Below are 12,359 nucleotides of genomic sequence, written 5' to 3' on the forward strand. Positions count from 1 at the left end.
CAGCGGCCGGGCGTGCCGCAGCATGTGGTGTTGGTGGAGCGTGTGGCCGAGGATGGCCGGTTTGTGATGGTGGAGACGCAGCCGGAGGTGGGGGGTCGGTCGTCGTTGGTGGAGATCGGTCCGGGGCGGGTGCCGGCGGTGTTGCGGGGGCCGGTTCGGTTGGTGGTGGATGCGCAGGGCCGGTTGGGTCAGGTGCGGGTGTCGGGGCGGGGTGGTGGTGGCGGATCGCGGGTGGCACGGCCGGTGTCGCTGGTGCCTGGGTTGGTCGATCCGCCGGCGAGTGCTGCGCCGGGGATGCACCGGCTCCGCGCTGTCACGCGGCGCCTGGCCCGGTCTGGCGGCGGCGAAGAACAGCGGCCGGTGGCGGGGCCGTCGTCGTCGGTTCCGTCGCCGTCGGCGGTTGCGTCGGGGACGCGGGAGTTGCCCAATGGTGTGTGGTCACCGCCGGGGTACCTGTTCGTTCAGGCCGGCACCGGCCGGGGGCTGACCGGTGTGCGCCTGTTGCCGTATGTACATATATCTTCGGATGCTTCGCCGTCGCCATTGCACCGTGCGCCGCGTTCGACGCTGCCGGCCGGGGCGGCGCCCGACGCGACGGGCAACGACCGGCAGATTGCTGCGCAGTCACCGGCCCCGCCACTGCCGGGCCCGGTGGATGCGGCCGTGCCGTCGGACCTTGCTGCGGACGTCGGCGGTCCGTCCGCGGCCGCCGCTGGGGGCCGGGCGGGGACGTCGCATTACCCGGCCGGGCGACCGAGCGCCGCAACCCACCCGACCACCCCGCAACCGCAACCGCAGCCGACGCTGCCTGAGAGTTTCCCGCCGGCAACGGCGGGGGGTGTTGTCGGGCAGCACGCGGGCGATGCCGCGATGCACACGCGGGTGAGAGGATCGTCGCCGCTGCTGCCATTGCCGTATGCGCATTTCGCTATGGGTTCGGCGTTGTTTGCCGGGGCGGCTGGTGTCGCGGCGGAGCTGACCGGCGTTCCGGCAGCGAGCCCGATGGTCCCCCTGTCCCGGTACCGGGACAGTTGGGAGATCACCGATCGGGCGAGTGTTTCCCACCGTTTCGACGCCAACGGCGGGTGGCTGGCGCCGGTTACGGCGTCGGCCGAGCCGGGCGGAGGCCCGGTGGTGGACGCGGTGGTGGCTGATGCGGTGGAGCGGTTGAAGCGGTGGGACGGCGTGCAGGACGACTGTCTGACGCGGGTGGATGAGGTACTTACCGCGGTTGGGGTGCCGTCGCGGGGTTACGACGCGGGGATGGTGGTGTTGACGCCGAAGATGGTGGCGGCTCGGCTGGGCGGGGAGTTCCGTCCTGCTGCGGTGGCGGATCTGATCGGGTTGGCGGCGGGGATGTTGACGGTGGTGTGGGTCCAGCGTCCCGACGGCCACCGGCATGTGGTGGTGGTCCACCGGCGGTCTTCTGATGAGGGGTTGGTGGTGGTGGAGACCCAGACCGCTGGCGTGGCCGGGCGGTACCAGGAGATCGACCTGGCCCGCCCGACGGAGGGTGGTCTGCCCGTGGTGCCTCTGGTGTTGCAGGGAGCGTTGTACCTGCCGGTTGATGAGGACGGCCGGCTGTTGCGGGTCGACGCCGTGGGCGCGGTGAGCGCGGGTGCCCGGGTGTCTGATACCACGCTGAGCGTGGCGATGCTCCACCCGGCCGCCACCACCCGCACCGGTATGCGACCCGACCCGGATCGCGGGCGGGAGCGCACTGCCGAGCCCAACACACCCAGCCACTACGACGCCATGATCGACAGTCACGGATCCGCACCGTTCACCGGCAGCTCATCCCAGCAACCCGCGGCCACCACCGTCCATCCCGATCCCGGCTCGCATCCCAGCCAAGGCCAGGCCGCCGACCTGTCCGTCCACCCGGACACCCCGACTCCGCTGGAGGGGCGGCAGGCCGCAGGCCCGTCGTCGTCGGTCCCGTCGGAACGGTCGGAACCGCCGACGAAGGTGTTGGAGTGGCGGCCCGGTAAGGGCGGGCATGACAACTTGCAGGCGTTGCTGGAAGCGATGATGGACGCGGGGGAAATAGATCAGAATTCGCTGGATAGGTACCGCAATATTGACCGGCTGAAGTCAAAAACAACAGTCGAATGGGTGAGGCACTGGGTAGAAGAGATGCGGCAACAGCGCAAACCCGGCACCGACGATTACTACACCCAAAAAGACGTGCGCGAAATGGTCGGCGACCTAGTCAGCCAAAGCCGGCTCAGCATATGGTGGAGGGGCGTCGATCGCCCGTCGGAACGGTCGGAACCGCGGCCGAAGGTGTTGAGGTGGAGGTTGCAGCCGTTGCAGGCCGCTGTCCCGCCGGTCCCGTCGGAACGGCCGGGACCGACGCCGACGGAGGTGTTGGAGTGGCGGCCCGGTAAGGGCGGGCATGACAATTTGAAGGCGTTGCTGGAAGCGATGATGGACGCGGGGGAAATAGATCAGAATTCGCTCGATAGGTACCACAATAGTGGCCGGCTGAAGTCAAAAACAACAGTCGAATGGGTGAGGCGCTGGGTAGAAGAGATGCGGCAACAGCGCAAACCCGGCACCGACGATTACTACACCCAACAAGAAGTGCTCGACATGGTCGGCGACCTAGTCAGCTACAGCCGGTTCCAGGAATGGTGGAGGTTCGCCGATCTCTCGCCGGTCCCGCCGCGGGAGGGGTGGGGTGCGGCTACGTCCCAGGCGGCCACGGCTGTTAACGCCCCTGGCGACCAGGACATGACAGATGCTGATCTCCCGGCCGAGACGGGACCGGGACCGCAGCGTGTGCCGACACTGCCTCCACATCACCGGCGACGGACCGAGTTTGCTCGGGACTCAGTCGAACCGGACGCCGACGGGTCGAGCGTCACCCCGCGGCGCGGTTTCGCCGCCACCTCCGCGCTTGGCACGCAGCCGGCAGGACCCGACCCGGTGAACGCCGGGCCCGGCGGAACACCTGAACCTTCCTCCGCGCAGACACCCCCGGAGCTCGGACGCACCGAAACGCCGCCCACGATGCCCGGCAGGCTGGACCGCACCCGGGCAGCGATGCCCAGCCCATCCACGCGGAAGCGACGGCACGACGCCAGCAGCGATCACGGCTCCGGCGTCGCGCTGCCTCCGCATCACCGGCGACGGACCGAGTTTGCTCGGGACTCAGTCGAACCGGACGCCGACGGGTCGAGCGTCACCCCGCGGCGCGGTTTCGCCGCCACCTCCGCGCTTGGCACGCAGCCGGCAGGACCCGACCCGGTGAACGCCGGGCCCGGCGGAACACCTGAACCTTCCTCCGCGCAGACACCCCCGGAGCTCGGACGCACCGAAACGCCGCCCACGATGCCCGGCAGGCTGGACCGCACCCGGGCAGCGATGCCCAGCCCATCCACGCGGAAGCGACGGCACGACGCCAGCAGCGATCACGGCTCCGGCGTCGCGCTGCCTCCGCATCACCGGCGACGGCCCTCCGCTACGGCGGCCGCGTCCTCCGCTACGCCGGCCGTACCCTCCTCTACGCTGGTCCCTGCGAGCGTGCCGGCGAACGGTTGGTGTCTGCTGTCCGCCACTGTCCTCAGCGCACCTCGGCAACTGGCTCGATTTATTGGCAGTAGTGATAGGCGGCAGTTTCTTAACGGTGTTCCCGACCGGCTATTCCTGCAGGGAACGGACAGCGTCATTTCCGACCGGCAGTTCGGAGTAGTCGTGGCCGGCATGACGGCGCATATTGCTTCCGCGCTGTCATCAAATAAGAAGCTTGCGAAGCGCGTGATTCGACCTTATGCGAAAGCCTACGAAAATGGGGATGCGGAAGGGCGGCCGATCACTACCGATTCCGTTGTCGCCGCGGTCATGGACTGGGAACGCCGTTGGTCGGATCCGACCTACGGCGACAGCGACATGTTCCTCAACCTTATTGCTGTCGTGTTTCAAATGCGGCCGGAAGTCCACACCCCGGAAGGTGCAGTCCGGCATCCGGATCTCACCGACGTCGACCCGCAGTGGCCGCTGTTACGACTCCGGCTCACCAGGTCGCCCGAGCCCAACACACCCGGCCATTACGACGCCATGATCGACAGTGGCGGATCCGCACCGTTCGCCGGCAGCTCATCCCAGCAACCCGATGTCGCCGAGGACTGGCCGTCCGCTCCTGGCGACTATCAGCCTGCTCCTGGTGAAAATCAGGCGGTGACCCGATGGCAGCGCACTTGGGGCGATCCAGGCCCTAGCCCTGCCGAGATTCGCGCGTCGGCTCAAGTCCTACAGGCCAGGGACGGGGGTAGGGATTCTTTCCTTCGCGCGAACGAGCTGGCATTTGAGATTTATCAACGTCGGCATGGAGAGTCTTCAGCAGACGGTCGGCGGCGATGACCACCATCGTTCTACCGTTTGCCGGTCTTGGCCCCAACGCGTCGGAGCGTGTTTGAGCAGTGGGTCATGATTCGTCGGGCCAGTGCCAGCGTTGCTGCCGGGTGGCTGGCTGGCCCTGAGTGATGCGGTCGATCATGGTGCTGATCGCGGCCTAGCGGTTCATGGCTTCGGCGCTGGCCGGGTCGCATTCGTCGTCGCAGGCGAGGCGGCCGACGCCGGGTTGAACCTCGGACAGGGCTATTGCGTTCTCGGTGTGCTGGTCACGGCGCTGATCAGGTCGTGGGTGCGGCGGTTGGCGCGTCTGGTGGCGCGGGCGATGTTGGGTTCGCCGTTGCTGCGGTGGTAGCCGATGGCGGTGTTGCGGAGCACGGCGGCGACGGCGGGGCCGTTGCCGATGCGGGCCTGGTGCGCGTCCTCGGCGAGGGTCACGTCCCGTACCCAGTGCAGGCGATTCTCGATATGCCATTCGCGGCGGGCCCAGTCGCCGAGTTGGTCGGGTTGGGCCGCATCCGCGGGCAGGGTGACGATCAGGTAGGCCGTCTCCCGGGTGGTCTTGCCGCTGGCGGTGCGGGTGCGGGTGATCCGCACCGCCTGCTCGGCATGCGGGAAACCGAGCCCGCCCGGCGTGGCCACGGTCAGCGCTTTGACGGTGCGGGTTTCCCGGCGGCCGTGGCCGCGGTCGCGGGTGCGGTAGCCGACCGGGACCTGTGCCCACGGCAACTGTTTGAGCTGGGGGTGCAGCGTCGGCTGGTTCGCCTTCACGGTCACCATCAGCTGACCGTCGCGGACGTTGACGGCGTGGGCATGGCCAACCTGGGCATGCAACGCATCCGCGACGATGATCGTGCCGGCGAGGGACCCGACCTGAGCCCGCAGCTGATCCAGCAGCGGGGTGATGTGGACGCTCACGGCGTTCCTCTGGGATCGGCTCACGGAATTCCTCTGGGGGACGACGAGCGCCGGCCCCGGCAGAGGCGGCATTCGCGAGCTGGTGCGTCCGCCGTTACCTTGCCCCGCCCGCTCCTCGGTGCTGCTCTTTGCCCTTGCGCTCGTCGGCCCGGTGCCGCGGACGGCGAGCGACCACCCGCGGTCCATGGCGAGCGGCGACCAGGGGAATTGCGTGAGCGGATTTCGGCCTGCCAGGGGAATTCCTTGAGCGCCGACAGTGAAGGCGGGGATTTCGTTGGATTTCGCCGCGATGGCCACCTGAGCCAGCACGATGCCGGTGTCCGTGTCGTAGGCCGAGAGCAGGTGCACGTGCCTTCCATCGGGCAGCCGTGCGCCGCGCAGCAGCTTGCCGTCCACCGCGATGACCATCCTGTCTTTGCGCCCCAGGACTGGCCGGGCCGGCAGGCGGTGGCGTAGCCAGCCCGTCAACACCGCCTGTAGTACCTGCGCGTCGATGCGGACCAGGAACCGCCACACCGTACTGCCGGCCGGGATACGGCCGAGGAACCCGAGCTGGCGGCGGGCCGCCTCGTCCAGGTCGGCGGCCCAGTCGCCGATCGCGGCAAACGTGGTCGCCCCGGCCAGCACCGCGCACACCGCCACCGCGAGGAGGCTGACCAGCCGGTAACGCACCCCGCGGCGGTGCCGAGGGTCGGGCACCGCGGCCAACGCCCGCAGCAGATCCCGCTGTTCGTTGTGCTGCACAGCAGCCGGTAGGTCGATACCGCAGGTCGGGTCAAGTCGGACAGCGTCGATCAGCCAAGATGGCATCAGCGGGTGTGGGCCTTGCTCGGAGTCGTGTGGGCCTCAGCAACTCCATGATCATCGAGGCGACCACACCCGCCTCACACCACCCCGGACTCCCCATATCGACCCAGGCCAACGACTTCCCCCGCGACTACGCAATGGCCCTGGAACCTCGGACGGTACCGCCCTTTCCCGCAGCAGAATGAGGCCGCGGCCGGCGTCGAGGTCCATCCGGCGAAGGCCGGGGGCGTAGCCGCGTCGGCAGGCTGTTCGGTATGCAGGCGGAGCAGGAGTGCGCCGAGGATGACGTCGTTGCCGGTGGTCCGGGCGACGAGGTTGATCTCGGTCAGCTTGTCCGGGGCACGTGCGTGGCGGGTACTGGGCAGGCGTCGGGGTTTGCTGACGCGGTGGGCGGGCTGCCGGCGGGGTCGATGAGGCCGTCGTCGATAGCGCGGCTGTTGTAGGCGCGGGCGCCGGCAACCAACAGTTCGCCGGCGTGCCAGCTGCGGCGGCTGTCGCAGCGGCTGCGGGCGCTGTGGACGATGACGAGCCGGATGGCCCCGATCTCGCTGGCAGCGATCTCGTCGATCGGCTGGCCCGCCCACGCGCTCGCCGCCCGTCGCGCACCGGGTCCCGCGGCCGCGACGACCTACGGCAGGCACTCCTCGAAGGTCGGCCGTCGAGGCTGGGCGTCACGTCGGAGTTCGGCAAGGGCGACGCCGAACACCTGGGGTTGCAGGTGCTCTCCGCGAGCAGCCGCGTGATCGTTGCCGCCGGGTAGATGGTGATGCTGCTGCGGCGAATGTCGGCAGCCAGCGGGACTGGGCGCCGGGCGGGATTTCGTGTCACGACACCTCGGTACGCCGTCGTTGCGGATCAGGCTCAGCTCGACGCTGGTTTCCCGGCCGAGCCGCGCCAGCCGTGCCCAAACACGACCTCCCGTAGTCCCCGGAAGGACAACGATCACCATCACTGTGATCGCACCGGGCAGTAGCAGTACAGCACAAAGCTCAGCAGCACCTGCGGTGGATACGCCGCCGCACCTTGGCCGTCGGTGCGGTAGCCCCGTAGGAACTCCGACAGGTCGAGCCCAGCGACGACTTTCAGGACCTGCCAGCACAGATGCTGCGGCGGCAGCCACCCACGCAGGTCATGTCGCGGCAGCGACAAGTCGTCCGCGCTGCAGGAGATGAAGTTGTATGCCACGGCACGACATGATCGTCCACTGTGGCCAGATACAGCGCCAACTCTTGACAACTGAAGATCGAAAGCTATGCGACAGCCTCCCTCCTGCCCCGCCCGCGCACCGAAACCCAGCCAACCAGGCCCAGGACGCCCACCCGGCCGCCGCAACACCAGACCGGCCCCACGCCACGACGTCCACATCGTGACCACAGCAACCAGCGCGAAAGCCAGCACACGGAAGCCGGGAACAAAGAAATCTCTCAGTCCCCGCCCACGGCGCGCACAGGTTAAAGATCAAGTTAGAAACTGCCCATGTGCGGGTAGCGGTGGTCGGTCGGCGGCACGAAGGTCTCCTTGATCGTGCGCGGCGAGGTCCACCGCAGGAGGTTGTGCCAGGAGCCGGCCTTGTCGTTGGTACCGCTGGCCCGCCCGCCACCGAACGGCTGCTGCCCGACCACGGCGCCGGTCGGCTTGTCGTTGATGTAGAAGTTGCCGGCGGCGAAGCGCAGCGCCTGCGCCGCCCGATCGATGGCCCGCCGATCGGTGGCGAAGATGGAGCCCGTCAGCGCGTAGGGCGCGACGGACTCGGCCTGCGCCACGACCGCGTCGTAGTCGGCGTCGGGGTACACGTGCACGGCCAGGATCGGGCCGAAGTACTCCGTCGTGAACACCTCGTGCGTGGGATCGCTGCACTCGACGATCGTCGGGCGCACGAAGTAACCGTCGGTGTCATCGGTGGTACCGCCGGCAACAATCGCACACGACAGAGAGTTCTTGATCCGATCCAGGACGGCGGCATTCCGCTCGAAGGCGCGCCGGTCGATCACCGCCCCGCCGAAGTTGGCGAGGTCGGTGACGTCGCCGTAGGCGAGCGCGTCGGCGGTCCCGGTCAGCTCTTCCTTGACCTGCGCCCACAGGCTCGCCGGCAGGTAGGCCCGCGAGGCGGCGGAGCACTTCTGGCCCTGGTACTCGAACGCGCCCCGGATCAGCGCGGTGACGAGCGGCTTCGGGTCGGCCGACGGGTGCGCGATCACGAAGTCCTTGCCGCCCGTCTCGCCGACGAGGCGCGGGTACGTACGGTATCGCTCGAGGTTCTCGGCCACCGTCCGGTTGAGCGCGCGGAAGACCCCCGTCGAGCCGGTGAAGTGGATGCCGGCCAGGTCCCGGTCGGCCAGTGCGACCGCGGAAACCGCCAGGCCGTCACCGGTCACCATGTTGATCACACCGGGCGGCAGGCCGGCCGCCTCGAACAGCCGCATCGTGTAGTGCGCGGCCAGCTGCTGGGTCGGCGAGGGCTTCCACACCACCGTGTTGCCCATCAGCGCGGGCGCCGAGGGCAGGTTGCCGGCTATCGCGGTGAAGTTGAACGGGGTGATCGCGTAGACGAAGCCCTCCAGCGGGCGATGATCGAACCGGTTCCACACGCCGGGCGACGACGCGGGCTGCTCCGCCAGGATCGTCTGCGCGAAGTGCACGTTGAACCGCAGAAAGTCGATGAGCTCGCAGGCCGAGTCGATCTCCGCCTGGATCGCGGTCTTCGACTGGCCGAGCATGGTGGCGGCGTTGAGGGTGTCGCGCCAGGGGCCGGACAGCAGATCGGCGGCGCGCAGGAACACGGCGGCGCGCTCGGCGAACGGCAGGTCGCGCCAGGCGGGCGCGGCGCGCTTGGCGGCCTCCACGGCCCGGGCGGCGTCGCCGGTGGTGGCGTTGCGCGTGACGCCGAGCACATGGCGGTGGCGGTGCGGCTGGACCACGTCGATCGGGTCGCCGGTGGCCATCGCCTGTTCGCCGTCGATCGTCATGGTCAGTTCGTGCTTGTCGGCGGTTAGCTCGGTCAGCCGGCGCTGGAGGCTCGCCCGCTCGGTCGTGTCGGGGGCGTATCCGTGCGCCGTTTCGTTCTTCGGCTCGGGCACGGCGAACAAGGCATCCATGAGTGTCTCCCACATCGTCACGGCAGCATTCGCGAGGGCCAGGCGGTGTCGCCCATCCATCCTTGCATGGCCGGTTTGCGCCGCTCAGGCTCTCGGCGCGGGCTGCATCGGGGCTGCGCGTAGGCTGCATTTCCGCGGGACGAAGCGCGCGGACAAGACGGTCGAACGGCCGACGCAGCGTGCCGAGACGCCCGCGGACGAGTGGGACCCGGCTGCGCCGGAGCCGGGCGGGTTGGATGACCACACGGGCAGCGGCGCGGTCGTGCCGTGTGTATGCGGCGGCGGACCGGAGCAGGCCGATCGCGGCTGCCTCCCCGATGATTTTGGCGGCGGTGAGCGCGCCGCAGCCGCGGATCGGGAGTCGGCGCGGCGTGCTTGGTCACTTCAGTGAGCTCGGCCCCGGACGCCTGGATCTCCACGGTGAGGCGCTGGCAGGGTTCGACGATGACGCGGGAGATCCGGGCGACGGTGCCACGCCGCCTGGCCAGTTGCTGCGCGACGGCCAGCAACGCGTTCAGCCGGTCTATGGATCTGGCCGTCGGGTCCGATTGCGGGTCGAGGTCGCGCAGGTGCCAGCGCAGCGGTTGACCGCGCAGTTGCGTTCAGCCACCAGATCTTCGCGGTGATCGACGAGCAGCCACAGTTCACGGTCGGTCCGTCGAGGAACGCTATGGGCATACCGGTTTCGCGGGGTGCTGCGCGGGCGACGGTTAGGACGTCGATCGGGTCGGACTTGCCGTAGGCGCGGGCCGCGTCGCGGACGTGGGCCATGAGCTTGGGCGGGACGCGCACGATGTGTTCGCCGGCGGCGAGCAAGTCCTGTTCGAGGCGGCGGGTCATGTTGCGGCAGTCTTTCGACGGCCCAGGTGCGGTTCCCGCGTGCTCCCGTACGCGGACCAGAGGTCGTCCGAAGTGATGTTGAACTACTGAGCCCATGTGTCCGTTGATAGGCCCGAGGGGCCGACACGATGGGCAACGGCCTCCGTCTCGTACTCCGCGGCCCGAGGGCCAGACAAGAAGGGATCAAGGATGCGTCTTCATGAGAGGGCTTTACCGCGAGCCGCCGATAGCCGCCGGCACCTCCGCCGAGTAGCTTCGGGTGCTGCCCTCGTCGGCGCACTGACTGCCTCGGTTGTGGTAGGCGGGGCAGGTCCGGCTTCGGCTGCCATCTCTACGGGCCGGATCCAGCTGTGCTCCCAGGGGAACTACATGGCGGCCTTGCAGTTCGAGAGAGCCGGCTTCCCTGGTGAACAGACCAACTGGGTGCCCGCTGGCTCCTGTCAGACCTATAACGTCCCCGATGGTGGCCCCCAGCAGGCGACCAATATTACAATTGTTGGCAAATACAACACCAACGACAACCAGTTCTGGGTCGGCGCGCTAACCTCCAGCGCCTCCTCCCCTGGGCTGAAGGTTGCCGCGACCGGCACCACCACCAGCCCCAGCTGGAAATACCTCTACAACGGCTGAATAACGTTACGATCCCTCTGCTACGCGAGGCGCACGCGACGCCGTCCGTGGCTGCTCGGAGTAACCTCTGGGCAGCCATCTTTGTGATCGGGTACAAATACGAGGACGACGCCGCCACTGACGGGGCTACGGCCCCGGTCGCTGCGCTCCCGGGGCCGTAAACCACCAGACCGGTAGGCCGCGCCCGCCACGCGTCCCTCTCACCAAAGTATCGGAAACCGACGCATACGGCCCTTGCCGGTAGCCGCCGTATGCACCCTGAATCGTCGCATCCCCCCACCTCCGAGTGTTGGTAACCGGATACGCCAAGTGCTAGACCCAGAGGCTCCGCCAGCCGGTTCCGTCCGCAAGCCGCGGACCTGAACCGCTGAACCCTCGATGCGAACAAGGTACGCGCGTCCTTGACCCGGGGTGGCGGCTATAAGTCGAGGGGTCAGAGCGTTGGCTTCTGTCGGTCTGTCGAGCACTTGAACGCGGCGGAGCGTTGGCCCCGAGAACGCGCCAGCCCCGCGCCAACATTTTTCAACATCATCCGGGCGCATTGAACGAATCGCGTGTCATCTCCGTCGATAGCGACAGAGAATCGCTGGCGCGCCCGCCCCACGGGCCACACGTCGGGCCTGGAGAAGGTTTGGTCGACTGCGAGGCCACTCGTTGTCGCCTCGGCCGCCGCAGCTATCATAGGAGGGTTTGGATGAAGGGCCGGATTCGCCGCCTGTCCGGGAGAATGCGTCCACGTCGGTCGCTACGACTACTCACGCTGGGCGCCGTTGTGGTAGTCGCTGTAGGTACGTCAACTACGGTCATGGGCTCGCCGGCCATGGCAAATTGCGCCCAGAGGAGCTTTGCGTTCCACGGTAACCAGGCTCAGGTGAACAACTGCCCTGGCAACGGCGCGGATAGTTGGGCATGGGTATGGAACGGTTCCCGCTCAAATGACTACGCCAGCCTCCAATTAGAATTTGATAACGGCCAGAAAGAACGCCTCGTTACTGGTTCTGGCTACAGCGCCGCATCGAACAGCTATTGGAAAACGGGAGACATTTGGCGCGCAAAAATCTGCTATTCCTGGGGGCAACGTGTCGTTTGCGACAGTTGGGTGTACGTCTAAAAGTCGCTGACAATCCGGTTGTGGACTTGGGTTAGGGAGCCGGGTCTAGGCAACTTGTCGCGCCAGGTACCGATCCACCCCGCGGCGGGTGGATCGGTACCTGCGCCCGCTGACTTCACAGACTTGGCTCGCAGTCGCTGCCCGGAGGTGACAATGCGAATGCCTCCGCCGGCCAGGGTATCCCGCCCTGGACCCGGCGCCCCGGGATGCCTGCGGGCGATGTCGGTGATGGTGGTGGGTGGCGGTGACGTGTCGCTTTCCAGCGACCCTGGACGTCTTGCCTGCTCCTCCCGCTGGCGGGGGGAGACGCTGTGCAGGAGTGCGCTGGCCAGCGCTTCCGACTTGATTCGTTTCAGATTGACTTCACTTGATGCGTGACACTCCGCGTAACTGTTCAGCTGGTTCCTGGTTCGCGCAGGTCTTGATCTTGCTGGGTGGTCTGGTGCATCCTGGGCGGCGTGTCCGGTTCGCCGTCCCTCGCGCAGTTGCTGGAGCGGCTCGCCCGGCTGGATGCGGTGCTGGCGGAGCGGGACGCGGAGATCGCGGAGCGCGACGCCCGGATCGAGGCGCTGACCCGGCGGGTCGCCGACTTGGAAGCGTTG

7 protein-coding genes are annotated in these 12,359 nt (G+C 68.0%); 4 read left to right on the forward strand and 3 right to left on the reverse strand.

Annotation, left to right across the window (positions count from 1 at the left end; all coding sequences use genetic code 11):
* The first annotated feature begins 12 nt into the window (after nt 1-12).
* Nucleotides 13-4,365, forward strand: a complete 4,353-nt coding sequence (locus tag ABD901_RS57155) for a hypothetical protein (RefSeq protein WP_345144549.1) — start codon at nt 13-15, stop codon at nt 4,363-4,365.
* 237 nt (nt 4,366-4,602) lie between these two features.
* Here ABD901_RS57155 and ABD901_RS57160 read toward each other — a convergent pair whose 3' ends face one another.
* Nucleotides 4,603-6,018: an ISAs1 family transposase gene (locus ABD901_RS57160; protein WP_345144551.1), complete on the reverse strand. Its 1,416-nt coding sequence runs from the start codon at nt 6,016-6,018 to the stop codon at nt 4,603-4,605.
* Between the two features lie 577 nt (nt 6,019-6,595).
* Between ABD901_RS57160 and ABD901_RS57165 the strand changes: the two genes are divergently transcribed.
* Complete coding sequence (locus ABD901_RS57165; protein WP_345144553.1) at nt 6,596-6,841, forward strand: hypothetical protein; 246 nt, start codon at nt 6,596-6,598, stop codon at nt 6,839-6,841.
* 188 nt (nt 6,842-7,029) lie between these two features.
* Here the strand turns inward: ABD901_RS57165 and ABD901_RS57170 are convergent, their stop codons facing one another.
* Both ABD901_RS57170 and pruA read right to left on the reverse strand, forming a co-directional pair.
* Nucleotides 7,030-7,266: a hypothetical protein gene (locus ABD901_RS57170; protein WP_345144555.1), complete on the reverse strand. Its 237-nt coding sequence runs from the start codon at nt 7,264-7,266 to the stop codon at nt 7,030-7,032.
* Between the two features lie 278 nt (nt 7,267-7,544).
* The gene (pruA, locus tag ABD901_RS57175) at nt 7,545-9,176 is read right to left on the reverse strand and encodes an L-glutamate gamma-semialdehyde dehydrogenase (protein WP_345144556.1); all 1,632 of its coding nucleotides are present in this window, start codon (nt 9,174-9,176) and stop codon (nt 7,545-7,547) included.
* Nucleotides 9,177-9,508: 332 nt separating this feature from the next.
* On the opposite strand from pruA, the gene ABD901_RS57180 reads away from it, so the two are divergent.
* A complete protein-coding gene (locus ABD901_RS57180; RefSeq protein WP_345144558.1) occupies nt 9,509-9,802 on the forward strand; it encodes a hypothetical protein in 294 nt (97 codons plus the stop codon).
* A gap of 583 nt (nt 9,803-10,385) precedes the next feature.
* Nucleotides 10,386-10,646 (forward strand): hypothetical protein, encoded by a 261-nt coding sequence (locus tag ABD901_RS57185; RefSeq protein ID WP_345144560.1) that lies wholly within the window; start codon nt 10,386-10,388, stop codon nt 10,644-10,646.
* Nucleotides 10,647-12,359: the final 1,713 nt, after the last annotated feature.

The organism is Dactylosporangium darangshiense, from assembly GCF_039537565.1.
Classification (GTDB): domain Bacteria; phylum Actinomycetota; class Actinomycetes; order Mycobacteriales; family Micromonosporaceae; genus Dactylosporangium; species Dactylosporangium darangshiense.

Bases quoted from the DNA above. Each gene is read 5' to 3' on its own strand.
- pruA (WP_345144556.1), bottom strand. From the start codon at position 9,176: ATGGATGCCTTGTTCGCCGTGCCCGAGCCGAAGAACGAAACGGCGCAC.
- ABD901_RS57185 (WP_345144560.1), top strand. From the start codon at position 10,386: ATGGCGGCCTTGCAGTTCGAGAGAGCCGGCTTCCCTGGTGAACAGACC.